Origin of the sequence: Nocardia sp. NPDC005978, from assembly GCF_040614455.1 — a bacterium.
Taxonomy (GTDB): Bacteria; Actinomycetota; Actinomycetes; order Mycobacteriales; family Mycobacteriaceae; genus Nocardia.
Window position 1 is genome coordinate 48,702 of record NZ_JBEXUS010000035.1, and the last position, 21,358, is coordinate 70,059.

Genomic DNA, 21,358 nt, shown 5'->3' on the forward strand with positions numbered 1-21,358 from the left:
GGTGCCTTACCTCACCACGCCAGTCTCATGAAATCTCGACTTGAACTCTCGCGCCGGCCTCGCGGGGGGAGCAAGTTCCCAAAAGCGCAAACGGCCCCCGCTCCGGAGAGCGGGGGCCGAATGTTGTTCCTGGACCGAAGCTTTAGCGGTAGTCGCTGAAGCCGTAGTCGTCCAGCGGAACCGCGGCACCGGTCGTGGTGCCGAAGCCGTCCGGGGTGTAGTAGGTGTCGTCGTAGGACGGCACCGCGTACGCGGCCTGACGGGCCTCCTCGGTGGGCTGGACCTGGATGTTGCGGTAGCGGTTGATACCGGTACCGGCCGGGATCAGCTTGCCGATGATCACGTTCTCCTTCAAGCCGATCAGCTTGTCGGAGCGGCAGTTGATCGCGGCGTCCGTGAGCACGCGGGTGGTCTCCTGGAAGGAGGCCGCCGACAGCCACGAATCGGTCGCGAGCGACGCCTTGGTGATACCCATCAGCACCGGACGACCCGACGCCGGCTCGGCACCCTCGGCGACCACGCGGCGGTTCGAGTTCTCGAACTCGGCACGCTCGACGAGCGAACCGGGCAGGAACTCGGTCGCACCCGAGTCGATGATGGTGACGCGACGCAGCATCTGGCGAACGATGACCTCGATGTGCTTGTCGTGGATCGACACACCCTGCGAGCGGTAGACCTCCTGGACCTCGTGGACCAGGTGGATCTGCACCTGACGGGGGCCCATCACGCGCAGCACCTCGTGCGGATCAGCCGAACCCTCCAGCAGCTGCTGGCCGACCTCGACGTGATCGCCGTCGGCGAGCAGGCGCTCCGAGCCGTCCTCGTGCTTGAACACCCGCAGACGCTGACGCTTCGACAGCTTGTCGTACAGGACCTCGTCCGACCCGTCGTCCGGGATGATCGTGATCTTGTAGAAGCGGTCGTCGTCCTCGAGCCGCACGCGACCCGAGACCTCCGCGATCGGCGCCTTGCCCTTGGGCACACGAGCCTCGAAGAGCTCCTGCACGCGGGGCAGACCGCCGGTGATGTCATCGCCCGCGACACCACCCTGGTGGAAGGTACGCATGGTCAGCTGGGTACCGGGCTCACCGATGGACTGCGCGGCGACGATACCGACGGCCTCACCGATGTCGACCAGCTTGCCGGTCGCCATCGAGCGGCCGTAGCAGGTCGCACACACGCCGGTGCCGGTGGTGCAGGTCAGCACGGAGCGGACCTTCACCTCGGTGATGCCGGCCTCGAGCAGCGCGTCCAGCGCCGGGTCACCGAGATCGTGACCCTTCTCGATGACGACATTGCCGTTGGCGTCCAGCGCGTCGGTGGCGAGGGTACGAGCGTAGGTGCTCGTCTCCACGTGCGCGTCCCGGATGAGCGAGCCGTCGGCCTGCTTCTCCGCGATCGGCACCACGATGCCACGCTCGGTGCCACAGTCGGTCTCGCGAACGATGACGTCCTGCGACACGTCGACCAGACGACGGGTCAGGTAGCCCGAGTCCGCGGTACGAAGCGCGGTGTCGGCCAGACCCTTTCGAGCGCCGTGCGTGTTGATGAAGTACTCCAGAACCGTCAGGCCCTCACGGAAGGAGGACTTGATCGGCTGCGGGATGAACTCACCCTTCGGGTTCGTCACCAGGCCCTTCATACCCGCGAGGGTACGGGTCTGGGTGAAGTTACCCGTCGCGCCCGAGTCGACGATCGTGATGATCGGGTTGTCGGCCGGGTAGTGGTCGCGCAGCGCGCGGCCGACCTCTTCGGTCGCTTCCTGCCAGATCTTGACCAGGGCGTTGTTGCGCTCCTGGTGATCGAGAGCGCCACGCTGGTACTTCTTCTCGATCTGATTGGCCTGCTCGTCGTAGCGCGCCATGATCTCGGACTTGTTCGGCGGAACCAGAACGTCCGACATCGAGACGGTGACGCCGGAACGGGTGGCCCAGTAGAAGCCCGCGTCCTTCAGCTTGTCGACCGTCTGGGCGACCACGATCATCGGGTAGCGCTCGGCGAGATCGTTGATGATCGCCGCCTGCCGCTTCTTCGGCATCGGCTCGTCGATGAACGCGTAGTCCGCCGGGAGCAGATCGTTGAAGATGACGCGGCCCAGCGTGGTCTTGACCGTCCACGCGTCGCCCCGCTGCCAGCCGTTCGGGAACAGCTCGGCCTCGGTGTCCTTCGGCGGGCGCTGCTCGGTCAGGCGGACCTTGATCAGCGAACGCACGGTGAGCTCACCGCGGTCCACCGCCATCTGCGCCTCGGCCGGCGAGGAGTACACGCCGAACTCGGCGGAATCCTTTGTCGCGGCCCGGTATTCGCCCTTGCCACCCTCTTCGAGGCGGGTCAGGTAGAACAGGCCGGTCACCATGTCCAGACGCGGCATGGCGAGCGGACGACCCGAGGCGGGCGACAGGATGTTGTTCGAGGACAGCATCAGGATGCGGGCCTCGGCCTGCGCCTCCGCGGACAGCGGCAGGTGCACGGCCATCTGGTCACCGTCGAAGTCGGCGTTGAACGCCTCACACACGAGCGGGTGCAGCTGGATGGCCTTGCCCTCGACCAGCAGCGGCTCGAAGGCCTGGATACCCAGGCGGTGCAGGGTGGGCGCGCGGTTCAGCAGCACCGGGTGCTCGGAGATGACCTCTTCGAGGACGTCCCACACCTGCGCACGCTGACGCTCGACCATCCGCTTGGCGGACTTGATGTTCTGCGCGTGGTTGAGATCGACCAGACGCTTCATGACGAACGGCTTGAACAGCTCGAGCGCCATCAGCTTCGGCAGACCGCACTGGTGCAGCTTGAGCTGCGGACCGACCACGATGACCGAACGGCCCGAGTAGTCCACGCGCTTACCGAGCAGGTTCTGACGGAAACGACCCTGCTTGCCCTTGAGCAGATCGCTCAGGGACTTCAGCGGGCGGTTACCCGGACCGGTGACCGGACGGCCACGACGGCCGTTGTCGAACAGCGCGTCGACCGACTCCTGCAGCATGCGCTTCTCGTTGTTCACGATGATCTCGGGCGCACCCAGATCGATCAGTCGCTTCAAACGGTTGTTGCGGTTGATCACGCGGCGGTACAGGTCGTTCAGGTCCGAGGTCGCGAAGCGGCCACCGTCGAGCTGAACCATCGGGCGCAGCTCCGGCGGGATCACCGGGACAGCGTCCAGCACCATGCCCATGGGCGAGTTGCCGTTCATCTGGAACGCGGCGACGACCTTGAGACGCTTCAGCGCGCGAAGCTTCTTCTGGCCCTTGCCCGTCCGGATGATCTCACGCAGGTTCTCGGCCTCGGCCGGGATGTCGAACTGCTCCATGAGCTTCTGGATCGCCTCGGCGCCCATGTGACCCGTGAAGTACTCGCCGTACTCGTCCTGCAGCTCGCGGTACAGCATCTCGTCCACGATGAGCTGCTTGACCGACAGCTTGGTGAACGTGGTCCAGACCTCGTCGAGCCGGTCCAGCTCACGCTGGGCGCGGTCGCGCAGCTGACGCATCTCGCGCTCGCCGCCGTCCTTGACCTTGCGGCGCACATCGGACTTGGCGCCCTCGGCCTCGAGCTCGGCCAGGTCGGCCTCGAGCTTCTGGGCGCGGGCCTCCAGGTCGGCGTCACGCTGATCGGCGACGACCTTCTTGCGCACGTCCATCTCGGCTTCGAGGGTGGACAGCTCGTTGTGGCGAGCCTCCTCGTTCACCTCGGTGATGACGTAGGCGGCGAAGTAGATGATCTTCTCGAGATCCTTCGGCGCCAGGTCGAGCAGGTAACCCAGGCGCGAAGGCACGCCCTTGAAGTACCAGATGTGGGTGACCGGCGCGGCCAGCTCGATGTGGCCCATCCGCTCGCGGCGCACCTTGGCGCGAGTGACCTCGACGCCACAGCGCTCACAGATGATGCCCTTGAAGCGGACGCGCTTGTACTTACCGCAGTAGCACTCCCAGTCCCGGGTGGGACCGAAGATCTTCTCGCAGAAGAGGCCGTCCTTCTCGGGCTTCAGCGTGCGGTAGTTGATGGTCTCCGGCTTCTTCACTTCGCCGAACGACCACTGACGAATGTCTTCGGCGGAAGCCAGGCCGATCCGGAGTTCATCGAAGAAGTTGACGTCTAGCACGTAACTTCCTTTCCCCTGTACGGGTTGAGTATGAGCAAAAGTCGCTATATCCATCTCGTGGCGACCGTGTGCGGGTCGCTCGAAAAGGTCCGCCCGGGTGAGTGATTCAACGAATTACCCACCCGGACCGATCGCTCTTACTGCGCCAGGTCGTCGACCGTCGCAGCCTCGTTGCGGGACAGGTTGATGCCCAGGTTCGCCGCGGCGCGCTCCAGGTCCTCATCATCGCCGTCGCGCATCTCGATCGCGGCGCCGTCCGAGGACAGCACCTCGACGTTCAGGCACAGCGACTGGAGTTCCTTGAGCAGAACCTTGAACGACTCCGGAATACCCGGCTCCGGGATGTTCTCGCCCTTGACGATCGCCTCGTACACCTTCACGCGGCCGACGACATCGTCCGACTTGATGGTGAGCAGTTCCTGCAGGGTGTAGGCGGCGCCGTACGCCTGCATGGCCCAGCACTCCATCTCACCGAAGCGCTGACCACCGAACTGGGCCTTACCACCGAGGGGCTGCTGCGTGATCATCGAGTACGGACCCGTCGAACGCGCGTGGATCTTGTCGTCCACCAGGTGGTGCAGCTTCAGGATGTACATGTAGCCGACCGAGACCGGGTACGGGAACGGCTCACCGGAGCGGCCGTCCAGCAGCACCGCCTTGCCGTTGTCGTCGATCATCTTCTCGCCGTCGCGGTTCGGCAGCGTCGAGGCCAGCAGACCCGTCAGCTCCTCCTCGCGCGCGCCGTCGAACACGGGCGTGGCGATATTGGTGTCGGCGACCTGACCCAGCATCTCCTCGGGCAGGCGCTTGGCCCACTCCGGCTCACCCTCGACCTGCCAGCCGGTCTTGGCGATGTAACCCAGATGGGTTTCCAGCACCTGACCGATGTTCATACGACGCGGCACACCGTGGGTGTTCAGGATGATGTCGACCGGCGTGCCGTCCGGCAGGAAGGGCATATCTTCCTGCGGCAGGATCTTGCCGATGACGCCCTTGTTGCCGTGGCGGCCGGCGAGCTTGTCGCCGTCCTGGATCTTGCGCTTCTGCGCCACGTACACGCGGACCAGTTCGTTGACGCCCGGGGGCAGATCGTCGTCGTCGTCACGCGAGAACACGCGCACGCCGATGACCTTGCCGGACTCACCGTGGGGCACCTTGAGCGAGGTGTCGCGAACTTCGCGGGCCTTCTCGCCGAAGATGGCGCGCAGCAGGCGCTCCTCGGGGGTCAGCTCGGTCTCGCCCTTCGGGGTGACCTTGCCGACCAGGATGTCGCCGTCGCGGACCTCGGCGCCGATGCGGACGATGCCGCGCTCGTCGAGATCGGCCAGGACCTCGTCGGAGACGTTCGGGATGTCCCGGGTGATCTCCTCGGCGCCCAGCTTGGTGTCGCGCGCGTCGATCTCGTGCTCCTCGATGTGAATCGAGGTGAGCACGTCATCCTCCACGAGGCGCTGCGACAGGATGATCGCGTCCTCGTAGTTGTGGCCCTCCCACGGCATGATCGCCACGAGCAGGTTCTTGCCCAGGGCCATCTCACCGTTCTGGGTGCAGGGGCCGTCGGCGAGCACGTGCCCGGCCTCGACCCGCAGACCCTCGTCCACGATCGGACGCTGGTTGGCACAGGTGCCCTGGTTCGAGCGCTCGAACTTGCGCATGCGGTACGAGCGGCGGGTGCCGTCGTCGTGCATGACGGTGATGAAGTCGGCCGAAACCTCTTCCACCACACCGGCCTTCTGGTTCACGACCACATCGCCGGCGTCGACCGCGGCGCGCAGCTCCATACCGGTGCCGACCAGCGGCGACTCGGAACGGACCAGCGGCACGGCCTGACGCTGCATGTTCGCGCCCATGAGGGCACGGTTGGCGTCGTCGTGCTCGAGGAACGGGATCATGGCCGTCGCGACCGACACCATCTGGCGCGGCGAGACATCCATGAAGTCGACCGCGGACGCGTCGACGTATTCCATCTCCTCGTTGCCGTGGCGAGCGAGCACGCGCTCCTCGAGGAAGCGGCCGTCCAGATCCACCGGCGAGTTCGCCTGGGCGCGGATGTGGCGGTCTTCCTCGTCGGCGGTGAGGTACTTGACCTCATCGGTGACGCGGCCGTCGACGACCCGGCGGTACGGGGTCTCGATGAAGCCGAACGGGTTGACCCGCGCGTACACCGAGAGCGAACCGATCAGGCCGATGTTCGGGCCTTCCGGGGTCTCGATCGGGCACATGCGGCCGTAGTGCGACGGGTGGACGTCGCGAACTTCCAGGCCGGCGCGCTCACGGGACAGACCACCCGGGCCCAGCGCCGACAGGCGGCGCTTGTGGGTCAGACCCGAGAGCGGGTTGTTCTGGTCCATGAACTGCGACAGCTGGGAGGTTCCGAAGAACTCCTTGATCGCGGCCACGACGGGACGGATGTTGATCAGGGTCTGCGGCGTGATGGCCTCGACGTCCTGGGTGGTCATGCGCTCACGCACGACACGCTCCATACGCGAGAGGCCGACCCGGATCTGGTTCTGGATCAGCTCGCCCACCGTGCGCAGACGACGGTTGCCGAAGTGATCGATGTCATCGACCTCGACCGGAACCTCGCGGCCCTCCGGCGCGGTCATCATGCGATCGCCCTGGTGCAGACGGACCAGGTACTCGATCGTCGCGACGATGTCTTCCTTGGTCAGCACCGAACCCGTGACCGGCTTGTCCAGGTTCAGGCCCAGCTTCTTGTTGACCTTGTAGCGGCCGACGCGGGCCAGGTCGTAGCGCTTCTCCTTGAAGAACAGGTTCTCCAGCAGGGTCTGCGCGGACTCCTTGGTCGGCGGCTCGCCCGGACGCAGCTTGCGGTAGATGTCGAGGAGTGCCTCGTCCTGACCCGGAGTGCTGTCCTTCTCCAGGGTGGACATCATGATCTCGGAGAAGCCGAAGCGCTCCACGATCTCCTCGGCGGTCAGACCCAGCGCCTTGAGCAGCACGGTGACCGGCTGCCGGCGCTTGCGGTCGATACGCACACCGACGGTGTCGCGCTTGTCGACGTCGAACTCCAGCCACGCGCCACGCGACGGGATCACCCGGACGCTGTGCAGCGTCTTCTCGGTGCTCTTGTCGATGGTGTCGTCGAAGTACACGCCCGGCGAACGAACCAGCTGCGAAACGACGACGCGCTCGGTGCCGTTGATGATGAACGTGCCCTTGTCGGTCATCATCGGGAAATCGCCCATGAAGACCGTCTGAGACTTGATCTCACCGGTGTTGTTGTTGATGAACTCCGCGGTGACGAACAACGGCGCCGCGTAGGTCATGTCCTTGTCCTTGCACTCTTCGATGGAGGCCTTGACCTCTTCGAAGCGCGGGTCGGAGAACGACAGGGACATGGAACCGGAGAAGTCCTCGATCGGCGAGAGCTCCTCGAGCACCTCCTCGAGCCCACCGAACGGGTTGACATCGCCACGAGCGATCGCCTTTTCCCGCCATACCGGTGAACCGATCAGCCAGGCGAACGAGTCGGTTTGTAGATCGAGAAGACCCGGAACCTCGAGGGGCTCACGAATCTTCGCGAAAGACACCCGCTTCGGGGCTCCGGGAATACCGGCCTTGGTCTGGGTGGAGACTGCCAAGATGCGTCCTTCCAGCACCTCACGCGCGTCGCGTGGTGGTCCGCGACCGTCGCTTGTCTGCTACGAATTCCGCTGGTGACTACCCGAACGAAACCCGAACAGCAAGCAGCGGAAGTAACACCGGAAGGTGGAACTTTCGACGATGCGATCGAGGTATGGACAGGAGGCAGCCAGCGCAACGTCCAAAACTACACCCAAACCTACGGGGGTGTCAAAGTACCACCCGTAATGAAGCCCGGAGGGCTAACGCGCCGAAGCGTGTCGTGGCGGTGACCACTCCGCATCCCTGCGACGGTTACACCGCTTACCCGCGATGGTCGAACCGCATAGCAGCGATCTTCGGCACCGCGTTCGCGCAGCGGGTGAGGCCGCGCTACCAGAACAACAACTCCGTCACACCGTCTGCCGACTGGGCTCCGTTGTCCGCTGGCTGCGATCGCTCGAGCACCTCGTCGGCGTCTGATCCCCTGTGACAGCCGCCGCTGTTGTGAATAGCGTGACGGGTCGGACGAAACTCGTCAAGTGGCGCCAAAAGTTGACAAAACCCGAGTTCCCCTGCCCCAGTAGAAGATCGCCTCGTCAGGCGGCGGCAGGGGCCACCGATATCGCAGGTGGGGCGGGAAATTCCGCGGGCCGCGGCGCGCGGGCGATGCGCACGCCGCGCGGGCGCTGTCACCGCCCGGCGCCCGGAATCCGCCCCCGATCAGGGCAGATCCCGCGCGACAAGCGCGCGGGAACACCCGTTCCGGGGTCTCAGCTGTCGGCGATCTCCGAGGCGAGCCAGTGGCCGTCGATCTTCTGCATGCGCAGCACGATCGGGCCCGCGGCCAGGGGGGCCGGTACGCCGTCCTTGGTGGCCACGATGGCGAGGTTGACCAGCAGTTCGGCGCGGTCGCCGGTCAGCAGCGTGACGCCGACGGGGTCGGCCGTGGCCTTGGTGTCGGTCTTGGTCTGCTTGATGGCGTCGATACCGGTGTCGAGCAGCTTGTCCCTGTCGAATTCCGCCAGCATGGTGCCGGTCATCACGGCCCGGGCGTTCTCGCGGAACTTGTCGATGTCCGCGGCGTTGTAGCCGTAGATCGTGGACAGGGCGTGCTGGGCGGCGGCCTTCACCTCGTCGGTGGCGGTGTTGTCCACGTAGGCCACGTTGGCGTCGTCCACGCCTGGCCGCAGGGCGCCCACGACGGCGAACGCGGCCAGCAGCACGGCCGCGCCGCCGCACAGCAGCGCGGTCCGCCAGGTGCGCCAGAAGCCGCCCGCCGGGCGCGGGGCCCGGGTGCGGACGGGACGGGCGGGAGCCGGTGCGCGACCGGCGGCCCCGGCCGCGCGGGCCGCGGCCTTGCGGGCGGCGATGCCGCCGGTGGTGCCGTGCCGCAGGTCGTCCGCGGTGGTGCGCGCGCCCGCGCTGCGCTGGGCGGCGGGCCTGCGCTTCGGGCTGACGCGATTGACGGGGCGTTTGTTGGCCATGATCGCGTCTCCTAGTTGCCCGGCTGGGCGGGCTGGGTGGTGGGCGCGGTGTCCCCCGGCGCGGCGGGCTGCTGCGACCCCGCTTCCCCGCCGAGCGCGACGGGATCGGAGACGACCTGGACCTGATCGGCCTTCCACACGCCGTCGTCCAGCACCACGTCCACCGACCAGGTGTAGCGCAGTTTGGCGGCGGGTTTGCCCGGGCCGTTCTCGGTGACCTCGAGCACGACCAGGGCCGCGGCCCGATCGCGTTCGGAATTGAGTTCGGTGAGCGAGCCGCCGACGACCTTGGAGGTCATGTTCACGTTCGAATCCAGGACCTGCTTCTTGATCTGGTCCTGGTTCTTCGTGGAGGCGTCGAGCAGTTCACCGGTCATGGACGACCGCGCCAGCGACAGCGAACCGTCGACATCGGCCAGGTTCATCGAGGTGATGTTGATGGCCGCCTGCTGGGCGGCGTCGAGTGCGTTGTCACGGGCCTGAGCGCGCGGGCGGTCCTGGATCAGCCCGCCCACGATCCAGGTGCCGCCGAACCAGGCGGCGGCCACCGCGGCCACCGCCAGCAGCGCGATCGCGGCGAGCGTGACGACCCGGCGGGCGTCGGCGGGCCGGGCCGTGGATGTCGCGGCCGCGGCGTCCGGTTCGGCCGCGGCGTCGGGTTCGGGGGCGGGCGCCGGCTTCGCGAGGAGGACGGGCGCCGGATCCGGGGTGGACTCGGCGACCGGCTCCGCGGCCGGCTCGCCTAGCTCCGCGTCCTGGTTGCTGTCCTTTTGCTGGCTCACGCCGACACCATACTTTCCACTGTGCGCGCCGCGGCCCCGGCTGTGCGCGAACACGCACCTCGGCGGTGCGTCACCGCTTCGGGGTGACGCCCATGAGCGTGGCCAGCTGGGTCGCGACGGGGTTCAGATTGAGCTTCTCGGGGTCGTACTTGGGCTTGTCGTCCCACGGCTGCGGGACACTGGGATCGGCCAGTTCGGCGCGCTCGCCACCGCGCACCGCGGTCTCGCTGCCTTGCGGCACAAGGCATTTCGCGTTCGTGTTGAACGGGAAATCGTCCCGGCTGTCGTCGAAGTCCGGGTTCTGGGCCTTCATCTGGCGGATGATGTCCTGGGTGCCCTCGTAGCCGACCGTGCAGGCGGGCGGATTGTTGGTCTCGAGCACCAGGCCGAAGTGGGTGGTGCCGTCGCCGGGGGCGGTGGCCGAGGCGCCGATCGAGAGCAGCGGCAGCATCTGCAGCACCGGCCCGAGCGCGTAGAACTTGGGCGAGACGGCCAGCAGCATGACCCGCAGATTCGTCAGGTTCGTGGTCAGCGCCGGGCCGCTCTCGGCCACCAGGCGCTGGATCTGATCGCCGGCGTCGGTGCCGGTCCCGATCAGCCTGCGGATGTCGGGATCGCTCGAACGCAGCTGTGCGGCAAGCAGATCCAGGCCGTTGCTGAACTGACGGATGCTGCCGGACTGTTCGGCCTGGGTGCCGAGCGCGATCCGGGCGTCCCGCAGCAGCGCCAGGGTCTGCGGCAGCGCCTCGACCCCGGTCTCGGTGAACTTGCCCAGCGAGTCGACCAGGATCTCCAGGTCGTCGCCCTTGCCGTCGAACGCCTTGCCGAGTTCGGTGACCGCGGTGCTCAGCGCCGCCAGGTCGGTGGTCTGCACGAAATGATCGACGCTGCCGAGCAGTTCCTCGACCCGGATCGGCACCTGCGCGCCGTCGATGACCGAACCGTCCTCCAGGAACGGCCCGGCGGTGCTGGAGGGCATCAGGTCCACGTACTGCTCGCCGATGGCGGACCGATTGGCCACCACGGCCTTCGCGCTCACCGGGATCCGGGGCTTGCCCGAATCCATGTCCAGCACGACCGCGACGCCGTCCGGGGTGATGTCGAGCGAGCCGACCCGGCCCACGGGCACGCCGCGGTAGGTCACCTCGGCGCCCTTGGACAGGTTGCCGGTCTCGGGCATCTTCACCGTGACGTGGTACAGCCCGAAGCCGAGCATGTTGTCCAGCCGCACGTACTTCGCGCCGACGAAGGCGACGCCGAGCACCGCGATCACGGCGAAGGCGATGAGCTGAAAACGCACCAGACGGGTCATCGCGGACCACCCACTCCCAGCTGATCGAGCAGCGCGCCGAGCGGTTCGGGCAGCGCGGGCAGGCCCGGCGGCACCACGGTCGGCGGCAGCGGCACCAGCGAGACGGTGGGCCAGCCGCCGCGCGGGCCGTTGCCGTTGTAGTACGGGTTGCTCGGGTCCACGTTGACCTGCCGTCCGGCGGGCGGCAGGTACACCGGATCCGGTTTGCCCACACCGAGATTCGACAGCAGTGTGCCGATCTCCAGGTCCACCGACAGCCAGGTGTTGACCTGACCGCCGAACGCGGACTTGATGGCCTCGTCCGGGAACGGGTAGGTCGGGATGAGCGGGAACGCGGTCACCAGGTCGCCGGCGGATCTGCCGAGTTCCTGCAGGGTCGGGCGCAGGGAGTTGAGGTCGGCGATCAGATCGTCCTTGGAGTGGTCCAGCACGTCGAATCCGGCCTGCCCCAGGCGATCCAGCTGGGTGAGCAGCTGAATCAGTTGCGGCCGTTGCTCATTGAGGATCTGGATGCCCTCGGGCAGTTCGTCCAGGATCTTGGCGATCTGCGCGGTCTGCTGCCCGACGCGGCTGGAGAGCACGTCGAGCCCGTCCAGGGCGCGGGTGATGTCCTCGACCTGGTCGTTCAGCCCGCCGATGAGCTTGTTGGCCTGTTCCAGCAGCGAGCGCGTCTTGGCGTCGCGGCCGTCCAGGGCCTTGTTGAGCTCGACGACGATGGGCTGCAACTGTGCCACGCCGCCGCCGTTGAGCAGCAGCGACAGCGCGCCGAGGACCTGCTCCACCTCGGTGGCGGTGCGGGTCTGCGCGACGTCGATGACGGCGTTGTCGGTCAGCCGCGCGGCCGCGGGATCGTTCGCGGGCGCGGACAGTTCGATGAACTTCTCACCGAGCAGATTGGACTGGCGCACCTCGGCCCGGGCGTTGGCGGGCAGGTCGACGTCGTTGTTCACCACCGCGCGCACGCTGGCGGTCCAGCCGTCGGGGGCGAGTTCGATCCTGTCGACCCGGCCGACCGCGACGCCGTCCACCTTCACGGTGGACTGCGGCACCAGGTCGAGCACGTCGGCGAAGCGAATGTCGATGTGCAGCGGGTTGTCCCCGACGTTCGGGCCGCCGGGCAGCGGAATGCTGTATGCGCCGTTGCCGCAGCCGGCGGCGACCACGGTCACCGCGCCCAGCGCCAGCGCCAGCGCGGCGCCGCGCCCACTTCGGATACGGGTCATCGCTGTCCACCTCCCTGCGAGGGCGGCAGCTGTTCGGACGGCACCCCGGGCACGCTGCCGGGCACCGGATTGCGCTGCACGTTGTCGCCGCTGAGAATGCCGAACGGCAGCACCAGCGACGGCGTCTTCACGCCCGCGGTGAGCTGGTCGGTGATGATGCCGCAGTTGTCGAGAATCGGCTTCAGCTGTCGCGAGATCGCGTCGAACTGCGGATCCCCCGGGCGCAGCTTGCCCAGATCGAGCATTTTGCAGATGACCCCGAACGGGTTCTGCAGATCGTCGAAGTTGGGGCGCATGTCGAGGGTGCCGGTCTCACCGTTGTGCACGTTGATGAGGTTCGACAGCGCGGTCGGGATCAGCGGCAGCGCGGTGGCCAGATCGTCGCGCTGATCGGCCAGGGTCTGGGTGAGCGTGGTCAGCGCCTGTGCGTTGGCCTGCACCAGGTCCCGGTTGTCGTCGATGAAGCGGGCCACGTCACCCAGGGCCACCGACAGCAGGCTCAGGGCGTCGCCCAGGCTCTGGCGCTCGTCGGCCAGGAAGCCCGCGAGCGAACCGAGCTGGGTGTTGAACTCGCGCACCTGCGCGTCGTTCTCGGCCAGCATGCGCACGAATTCCTGCAGGTTCTTCACCGTGTCGAAGATGTCGGTGCGCGAGTCGGAGAGCGTCTTGGCGGCCTTGGACAGCTGCGTGAAGCTGTTGCCCAGCGCCTCGCCGTTGCCCGAGAGGTTCTGCGCGGCGGTGCGAACGAGTTCGTTCACCGCGCCGTCCTTGTTGGCGCCGTTGGGGCCCAGGGCCTCGGACAGCTCGGTGATGCTCTTGTACAGCCGGTCGACCTCGACCGGGGTGGCGGTGCGGTCCTTGGGGATGGTGGCGTCGCGCCCCATCTTGGGTCCGCCCTTGTAGGCGGGCGCGAGCTGGATGTACCGGTCCGAGACCACCGAGGGGGTGATCTGGGCGGCCTTGGCGTCGGCGGGGACGTCGAACTTGCGGTCCACCGCCATGACGACCTTGACCTGCTCGCCCTCCGGGGTCACCTCGGTCACCCGGCCGACCGGCACACCGAGGATGCGCACGTCCGAGCCGACGTAGATACCGACGGACTTGTCGAAGTACGCGGTGATGGTGGTGGTGTTCAGCCTGCCCAGCCCCCACCAGGCCACCGCCGCGAGCAGCACGGCCACGGCGACCACGAGGGCGATCAGTTTGCTTCTGGGGCTGCTGTCGCGCACCGCGGTCAGCGGATTGTTCGCCATCTCAGCCTCCCATCTTGCGGATCGGCGCGCGATCGCCCGGAATCTCGGGCAGGGCGGGCGGAATCAGGTTGGTGATGACCGCGTCGAACCAGCGCCCGGTGCCGAGCACGTTGGCGTACAGGCCGTAGAAGGGCGCGGCCAGCTGCAGTGTCTTGGAGATGTTGGCCTGGTTGTCGTTGAGCATCGTGATGGTCTGCTCGAGGTTGGTCAGCGCCGGGCCGATCTGCGCCTCGTTGTCCGCGACCAGCGCACTCAATTCGGCGGCAATGGTTTTCGCGCCGGTGAGCAGTTGTGAGATGGCCTGCTGGCGCACGTTCAGCTCGGCGAGCAACTGCCCGCCGTTGCCGAGCAGCCGCTCGAATTCGGCGTTGCGGTCGGCCAGCAGCCGCGAGGTCTGCTTGGTCGCGCCGAACAGCTTGCGCAACTGGTCATCCCGTTTGGCCAGCGACTCCGAGAGCCGGGCCACGCCGTCGATGGAGGAGCGGATCTCGGCCGGGGTGCCGGAGAACGCCTCCGAGAGCACCCGCATGCTCTGCGCGAGCTGGGCGGTGTCGGTCTCCTCGAGGTCGACGGCGGCGTCGCTGAAGGCGTCCACCACGTCGTACGGGGATACCGTGCGCGACAGCGGAATCGCGTCGTCGGGATCGGCGGCCTCGCCGCCCTTGGGCTCGACGGAGAGGTACTTCTGCCCGAGCAGGGTCTTGATCTGGATCGAGGCGGTGCTCTCGTTGCCGATCCAGGCGTCCTGGGTGCGGAAGTCGACGAGCACCTTGTCGCCGTCCAGGCGCACGTCCTGCACCTGGCCGACCTTGACGCCGGCGATGCGGACCTCGTTGCCCTTCTTCAGCCCGGCGGCCTCGGAGAACTCGGCGGTGTACTTGGTGCCCGCCCCGATGAGGGGCAGCTTGTCGAGACTGAAGGCGGACACCGTCACCAGCAGCACCATGGCCAGGCCCAGCCCGCCCATGAAAACGGGGCTGCGCTTTCCGAGTACGACGCGGTCGTCCATCAGCGGCCTCCCTTTCCGTGGCAGCGCGGGGCCGGATTGGTGTAGATGGGCTGATTGATCGTCGGCATGTGCTGGATCGCCTCGGGCAGGTTCAACTGCGGGGCGTCCGCGGTGCCGGGTCCGGCGACGATGTCGATGCCGCACAGGTAGAACTGGAACCACGAGCCGTACGAGGCGGCGCGGCCCAGCTTCTCCATCTTGATGGGCAGGTTGGCCAGGCCCTCGTTGACCTCGTCGGAACGGCTGTTGAGGGTGCCGGTCAGTTCGTTCAGGCCCGCGATGGCGCCCTGCAGGTTCGGGCGCACCGGCACGAGCAGGTCGGCGGTGGCCGAGGTCAGGTTGCCGAGCGAGGTCAGCGCCGAGCCGATGACGCCGCGTTCGGCGTTGAGTCCGGTGATGAGCGCCTCGGTGTTGATGATCAGCTGGTTCAGCTGGTCGTCGCGGTTGTTGACCACCTCGAGCACGGCGTTCAGGTTGCGGACGACCTCGCCGATGACCGCGTCCTTGTCGGCGATCTTGTTGGTCAGCGCCGCGGTGTTGCCGACCAGTTCGGTGATGGTGCCGGACTCGCCCTGGAACACCTGAATGATGTTGTAGGACAGCTTGTTCACGTCATCGGCGGTGAGCGTCTGGAACAGCGGGCGGAACCCGTTGAACAGCTCGGTCAGATTCAGCGCGGGCCGGGTGCGCTCCAGCGGGATGGTGGCGCCCTTGTTGATCTTGCGCCCCTGCTCGCCCGCACCCTGTTCCAGCGCGATGTACCGCTGGCCGACCAGGTTCCGGTACTTGATCGTGGCGATCGTGGAGGCGGGCAGCGACTTGCGGTCCGACACCTCGAATTCCACGTTCGCCAGGCTCTTGTCGACGATGGACACCTTGGTCACCTTGCCGACGCGCACACCGGCGATGCGCACCTCGTCACCCTTGTTCAGCGACGTCACGTCGGTGAAGCGGGCGTTGAACTTGGTGCCGCCACCGCTGTAGTTGGCGATCGTCAGCGCCAGCACGCCGGTGGCCAGCACGGTCACCACGATGAAGGCGATGAGTTTGGCCAGCGTCGGGCCGAGGCCGCGCAGCAGGTCCTTCATCGAATGCTCACCTCACTGCCGCGGAAAGCCGGGGCCGCGATCCGGGTTATCCAGCTCGGCACCTGCTCGGGCGAAACGCCGTGGGCCGCACCGTAGATGGCGCCCAGGGTCTGCTGTTCGCGCGGCGAACCGGCGATGGTCGGCGCCTGCGGGCCGTACACCCGGTACTGCGGCTGCGGCATGATGCCGATGTTCTGATCACCGGGGGTGCGGCTCGGCGGCTGATACGAGCCGTCGTTGGCCGAACCGTCGGTGTACTGACCGGGATCCACGGTGAGCGGATACTCCGGGATGCACAGCGGGCCCCGCGGATCGAACCAGCGCGGCTCGTCCTGGTTGGGGACGTACCGGCCGCGCGGATTGACGATCTCCACCGTCACGCGCGAACCCGGCAGGTCGGTGCCCTTGCCGAACAGATCGTCGATGCGCGGCTTCATCTGCGCGAAGTTCGCCAGCGCGCACTTGTAGCCGGGCGAGTACTTGGCCAGGTCCTCGAGCGCGGGCCGCGCGTCGGCGGCCACGTCGATGATGTTGTCCCGATTGGTGATCAGGAAGTCGGCCAGGTCGGACGAGCTCGGTGTCAGCACCGCGAACAAGGTGTCGATCTGCGAACGCTGCTGCACGATCGTGGCGTTGGTGGTGCGCAGGTTGTCCAGCGCGGACACCAGCTGCGGGGCCGCGTCGGAGTAGGTGGCGGCCACCTCGGCGAAGCTGCGCAGATCCTCCTGCAGCGTGGGCAGTTCGGTGTTCACCTCGGTGAAGATCTTGTCGAGGCGATCGATGGTCCGGCCCAGTTCCTCGCCCCGGCCCTGCAGGCCCTGCGAGATCGCGCCGAGCGTGGAGGCCAGGTACTGCGGCGGAATGGCCTGTAGCAGCGGCAGTACGTGATCGAGCAGCTGGCTCACCTCGACGGCGTGGCCGCTGGTGTCCTGGTGCAGGGTCATGCCCTCGGTCAGGTGCCCGCTGGGGTCCTGCGGCCAGACCAGCTCGACGTAGCGCTCACCGAAGAGCGTCTTGGGTAGTAGGCGGGCGGTCACGTTGCCCGGAATCTTCTCGGCCATGGCCGGATCGATGGCCAGATCGAGGGTGACCTGCTTGCCGTCGTAGTCGCTCGAGCGCACCTCGCCGACATTGACCCCGCGCACCTTCACGTCCGCGTTGCGGGTCAGGGCGTTGCCGACGGTGTCGGTGAGCAGATCCACGCGGACCGTGTCCACGAATTTCTTGGAGTAGATGGCGGTGGTCGTCCACAGGAACAGGGCGCAGACCACGAAGAACAGCACACCGAGGGTGCGGGCGCGCAGCTTCGCAGTCGACCGCCAGAACCGCACTCTGTCGGGATTACTCATGCTCTATCCCTTTCGGATGAGCGGGGGGCCTGCGTGGTTACGCAGGCTGCCGCCTCCGGCCCCTGACCCCTCATCCGGCAACCCGCACCGTCGTCGTCGTTCCCCAAATAGCAAGGCTCAAGAAGAAGTCCAGAATATTGATCAGAACGATGGCAGCACGCACGGCGCGCCCAACGGCCACACCGACTCCCGCCGGACCGCCGGTCGCGTTGAAGCCGTAGTAGCAGTGCACCAGGATGATGACGAAGGCGAAGACGAGCACCTTCAGGAACGAATAGACCACGTCTTCGGGTGGCAGGAACAGACTGAAGTAGTGGTCGTAGGACCCGCTCGATTGCCCGTTGAAGTAGATCGATATCAGCCGCGAGGCGACGTAGGTACCCAGCAGGCCGACGATGTACAGCGGGATGACCGCCAGGAAGCCCGCGATCACGCGCGTGGTCACCAGGAACGGAACGCCCGGCACCGCCATGACCTCGAGGGCGTCGATCTCCTCGGAGATGCGCATGGCCCCGAGTTGCGCGGTGAAACCGCAACCGACCGTTGCCGAGAGCGCGAGCGCCGCGACCAGCGGCGCCAGTTCACGCGTGTTGATGTAGCCGGTCAGGAAGCCGGTGAGCACGCCCGAACCGAGCGAGTCCAGGGCCTTGAAGCCCTGCAGACCGACAACGACGCCGACCGAGGCCGACATGAAGACGATGACGCCGATGGTGCCGCCGATGATCGCCAGCGCGCCCGAGCCGAAGGTCACCTCGGCGAGCAGCCGCATGACCTCCTTGCGGTAGTGCACCGCGGTCCGCGGAATCCAGGCGATGGCGCGGGCGTAGAAGGACATCTGGTCCCCGGCCCGATCGACCACGGCCACCGGGGCTCTGAGCACACCGGTGACCCGGCGCGCCGACCGGGTGAGAACGGTGGAGCGCTGTGAAACAACCATGGATCACGCGCCCTTTGCGGGGACGACCTGAAGATAGATCAGGGTGAGGATGAGGTTCAGGAAGAACAGCACCAGGAACGTGATCACCACGGATTGGTTCACCGCGTCACCTACTCCTTTCGGTCCCCCTTTGGGATGCAGACCCTTGTAGGCGGCGATGACGCCGGCCACGAGTCCGAAGATCAGCGCCTTGATCTCGCCGATCCAGAGATCGGGCAGCTGGGCCAGGGCCGAGAACGAGGCGAGGTAGGCGCCGGGCGTGCCGCCCTGCAGACCCACGTTGAAAAAGTAGCCGCCGCAGATGCCGACGACGGCGACCAGGCCGTTCATCAGCAGCGCCACCAGCATCATGCCGAGCACGCGCGGAACCACCAGGCGCTGAATGGGATCGATGCCCAGCACCTCCATGGCGTCGATCTCCTCGCGAATGGTTCGCGAGCCGAGATCGGCGGCCACGGCCGAACCCGCGGCGCCGGCGATGATCAACGCGGTCACCACCGGGGCCGCCTGCTGGACCGTTGCCAGCACGCTCGTCGCGCCGGTGAAGGCTTCCGCGCCCAGCTGCTTGATGAGCGAGCCGGTTTGCAGCGCCACCACCGCGCCGAACGGAATGGCTACCAGCGCCGCCGGGAGGATCGAGACGCTCGCGATGAACCACGACTGCTCGATGAACTCCCGCCATTGGAAAGGCCGGCGAAACGTCTTGCGCATGACATCCAGAAGGAGTGCGAAGATGTTGCCGGCCTGGGCGAGACCTGACTCAACCGGAGTGCGTAGTCGCGTCAGATTTCGGTTCACGCGCCGTATGTTACCCGTTGGTCAGGTTGTGTCGAACCGTAGAGTCGTACGAGCCCTGGTAGGCGGGAATCACCTGCGTGTCGTGGTCGCCGTTCTCCTCCAGGGAGTTACGGATCGCCTCCTGCGCGGCGGGCGGCAGGGTGTGCAGAATCTGGCGCACGCGCTCGCGGCGACGGCCCACGGCCTGACGCACGGGCATACCCGGCTGCGCCCGCATCTGCGGGATGATGCCCTCGACCTCTTCGGCGCCACCGGCGTGGTGACCGGCGTCGACCATGGCCTGCTCGCGGGCCATCTGCGACTCGTCCTTCTCCTCGGACATGCCGATCGGGCCGATCATGCGGCCGTTGAGGAACTGCTTCACGACCGGCTCTTCGGAGGTCAGCAGGACCTCGCGCGGGCCGAACATGACGAGCTGGCGGCGGAAGAGCATGCCGATGTTGTCCGGCACGATACGAGCCAGGTTGATGTTGTGCGTGACGATCAGAATCGTCGCGTCGATCTGCGCGTTGATGTCGATCAGCAGCTGCGACAGGTAGGTGGTGCGCACCGGGTCGAGGCCGGAGTCCGGCTCGTCGACGAGGATGATCTGCGGGTCGAGCACGAGGGCGCGGGCCAGGCCGGCACGCTTGCGCATACCACCGGAGATCTCGCCCGGGAGCTTGCCCTCCGCGCCCAGCAGACCGGTGAGCTCGAGCTTCTCCATGACGATCTTCTTGATCTCGGATTCGCTCTTCTTGGTGTGCTCCCGCAGTGGGAAGGCCACATTGTCGAAGAGGTTCATCGAGCCGAAGAGCGCGCCGTCCTGGAAGAGGACGCCGAAGAGCTTGCGGATCTCGTACAGCTCCTTGTTGGAGCAGGTGGTGATATCGACGCCATCGATGTAGATGGAACCGCGCTCCGGGCGCAGCAGGCCGATCAGGGACTTCAGGAAGACCGACTTACCGGTACCCGAGGGGCCGAGCAACGCGCTGACTTCCCCCGAGGGCAGTGTCAGACTGACATCCTGCCAAATTCGTTGCGAACCGAACGACTTGGTGATGCCTTCGGTCCTGACCTCGACGCCCACGCCAACCTCCACAATTTCTCCGACGAGCGCCCCACTGCGGCGCACACGAATTGTCTTTGCGCGGTGTGGCGCATCACAGTAGGTCCGGTCACTGTATCGCATACCGCCCGTCTCGGACACCAGGACCTGACTCGCCGGTAAACCCCATCACGACTCAATCACAACCTGTGAGGGAAGCAAAAAGAGCGGCACCCCGGGTGGGGTACCGCTCTTTCCGAAGTGAAATCTCGCGGGGCGAGAATTACTTGACGGAGATCTTCGCGCCGGCCTCTTCGAGCTTGGCCTTGGCGGCCTCGGCGGCCTCCTTGTTGACCTTCTCCAGGATCGCCTTCGGGGCGGCCTCGACGAGGTCCTTGGCTTCCTTCAGGCCCAGGCCGGAGACGATCTCGCGAACGACCTTGATGACCTGGATCTTCTTGTCGCCGGCCGACTCGATGACGACATCGAACTCGTCCTGCTCTTCGGCGGCCTCGGCAACCGGGCCCGCGGCAGCGGCGACGGCGACGGGGGCAGCGGCGGTGACCTCGAACTTGGTCTCGAACGCCTTGACGAACTCGGAGAGCTCGAGCAGGGTCATGGAACCGAAGGTTTCGAGCAGCTCGTCAACGTTAGCCATTGATGTTTCCTTTCGATGGTTTCAGCACCGCGTTAGCGACGCCGAAAAGGTTTGTGGGTGAGACTTATTCGGCAGCGGCCGGAGCTTCTTCGGCGGCGGGAGCGGCAGCGCCACCCTCGTTCGCCTTCTTCTCCTCGAGGGCCGCGAGCAGACGAGCGACCTGGTTGCCCGGGGCAGCGAACAGCGCCGCAGCCTTGGACAGGTTGCCCTTCATGGCGCCGGCCAGCTTGGCCAGCAGGACCTCGCGGGACTCCAGGTCGGCGATCCGCTCAACTTCGGCCACGGACAGCGCGACGCCGTCCATGTAGCCGCCCTTGATGATCAGCGCCTTGTTGTCCTTGGCGAAAGCCTTGAGCGCCTTCGCGGCTTCGACCGGCTCACCCTTGATGAAGGTGATGGCGGTCGGACCGACGAACAAGTCATCCAGGCCTTCGACGCCCGCCTCGGCGGCCGCACGCTTGACCAGGGTGTTCTTGGCGACGGAGTAGGTGGCGTCCGCGCCCAGTGCACGACGCAGCTGCGTGATCTTGCTGACCGACAGTCCACGGTATTCCGTGACAACGGTGGCAGTGGAGCTCTTGAACTGCTCCGTGATCTCCGCGACCGCGGTGACCTTCTCGGTGTTTGCCATACTTCGCCTCCTCTCTGGATGGTCGGTTCGTATATGAACTACCAACAACCGCCAGGGGCCAGCGATAAAGCAAACGCCCCGCGGACGCAGAGGTCCCGGGGCGTGAAAGAAACTCGTTGCGGG

15 protein-coding genes are annotated in these 21,358 nt (G+C 66.6%); all 15 read right to left on the bottom strand.

The window, feature by feature from the left end:
• Nucleotides 1–142 precede the first annotated feature (142 nt).
• Complete coding sequence (locus ABZ319_RS18065) at nucleotides 143–4,096, bottom strand: DNA-directed RNA polymerase subunit beta' (RefSeq protein WP_354987553.1); 3,954 nt, start codon at nucleotides 4,094–4,096, stop codon at nucleotides 143–145.
• A 137-nt stretch (nucleotides 4,097–4,233) separates the two neighbouring features.
• The gene (locus ABZ319_RS18070) at nucleotides 4,234–7,719 is read right to left on the bottom strand and encodes a DNA-directed RNA polymerase subunit beta (protein WP_354987554.1); all 3,486 of its coding nucleotides are present in this window, start codon (nucleotides 7,717–7,719) and stop codon (nucleotides 4,234–4,236) included.
• Between the two features lie 735 nt (nucleotides 7,720–8,454).
• On the bottom strand, nucleotides 8,455–9,168 hold the full coding sequence (locus ABZ319_RS18075; protein ID WP_354987555.1) for a hypothetical protein: 714 nt from the start codon (nucleotides 9,166–9,168) through the stop codon (nucleotides 8,455–8,457).
• An 11-nt stretch (nucleotides 9,169–9,179) separates the two neighbouring features.
• A complete protein-coding gene (locus ABZ319_RS18080) occupies nucleotides 9,180–9,950 on the bottom strand; it encodes a hypothetical protein (protein ID WP_354987556.1) in 771 nt (256 codons plus the stop codon).
• Between the two features lie 70 nt (nucleotides 9,951–10,020).
• Entirely contained in the window at nucleotides 10,021–11,262 is a 1,242-nt protein-coding gene (locus ABZ319_RS18085; protein WP_354987557.1) for an MlaD family protein, read from the bottom strand.
• Nucleotides 11,259–12,485 (bottom strand): MCE family protein, encoded by a 1,227-nt coding sequence (locus tag ABZ319_RS18090; RefSeq protein ID WP_354987558.1) that lies wholly within the window; start codon nucleotides 12,483–12,485, stop codon nucleotides 11,259–11,261. Before ABZ319_RS18090 ends, ABZ319_RS18085 begins: the two co-directional genes overlap by 4 nt.
• Nucleotides 12,482–13,738 carry an MCE family protein gene (locus ABZ319_RS18095; protein ID WP_354987559.1) on the bottom strand — a complete coding sequence of 419 codons (1,257 nt, stop codon included), beginning with the start codon at nucleotides 13,736–13,738 and terminating at the stop codon, nucleotides 12,482–12,484. Before ABZ319_RS18095 ends, ABZ319_RS18090 begins: the two co-directional genes overlap by 4 nt.
• Nucleotide 13,739: 1 nt before the next feature.
• Nucleotides 13,740–14,747 (bottom strand): MCE family protein, encoded by a 1,008-nt coding sequence (locus ABZ319_RS18100; protein ID WP_354987560.1) that lies wholly within the window; start codon nucleotides 14,745–14,747, stop codon nucleotides 13,740–13,742.
• On the bottom strand, nucleotides 14,747–15,835 hold the full coding sequence (locus ABZ319_RS18105) for an MlaD family protein (RefSeq protein ID WP_354987561.1): 1,089 nt from the start codon (nucleotides 15,833–15,835) through the stop codon (nucleotides 14,747–14,749). The genes ABZ319_RS18100 and ABZ319_RS18105 overlap by 1 nt, the downstream gene beginning before the upstream one ends.
• The gene (locus tag ABZ319_RS18110; protein WP_354987562.1) at nucleotides 15,832–17,184 is read right to left on the bottom strand and encodes an MCE family protein; all 1,353 of its coding nucleotides are present in this window, start codon (nucleotides 17,182–17,184) and stop codon (nucleotides 15,832–15,834) included. Before ABZ319_RS18110 ends, ABZ319_RS18105 begins: the two co-directional genes overlap by 4 nt.
• Nucleotides 17,185–17,254: 70 nt before the next feature.
• A complete protein-coding gene (locus tag ABZ319_RS18115; RefSeq protein WP_354987577.1) occupies nucleotides 17,255–18,019 on the bottom strand; it encodes an ABC transporter permease in 765 nt (254 codons plus the stop codon).
• 105 nt (nucleotides 18,020–18,124) lie between these two features.
• The gene (locus ABZ319_RS18120) at nucleotides 18,125–18,832 is read right to left on the bottom strand and encodes an ABC transporter permease (RefSeq protein WP_354987578.1); all 708 of its coding nucleotides are present in this window, start codon (nucleotides 18,830–18,832) and stop codon (nucleotides 18,125–18,127) included.
• A gap of 97 nt (nucleotides 18,833–18,929) precedes the next feature.
• Nucleotides 18,930–19,988 carry an ATP-binding cassette domain-containing protein gene (locus tag ABZ319_RS18125; RefSeq protein WP_354987563.1) on the bottom strand — a complete coding sequence of 353 codons (1,059 nt, stop codon included), beginning with the start codon at nucleotides 19,986–19,988 and terminating at the stop codon, nucleotides 18,930–18,932.
• Between the two features lie 241 nt (nucleotides 19,989–20,229).
• Entirely contained in the window at nucleotides 20,230–20,604 is a 375-nt protein-coding gene (gene rplL / locus ABZ319_RS18130; RefSeq protein ID WP_354987564.1) for a 50S ribosomal protein L7/L12, read from the bottom strand.
• A 64-nt stretch (nucleotides 20,605–20,668) separates the two neighbouring features.
• A complete protein-coding gene (gene rplJ / locus ABZ319_RS18135; protein ID WP_354987565.1) occupies nucleotides 20,669–21,235 on the bottom strand; it encodes a 50S ribosomal protein L10 in 567 nt (188 codons plus the stop codon).
• Nucleotides 21,236–21,358: the final 123 nt, after the last annotated feature.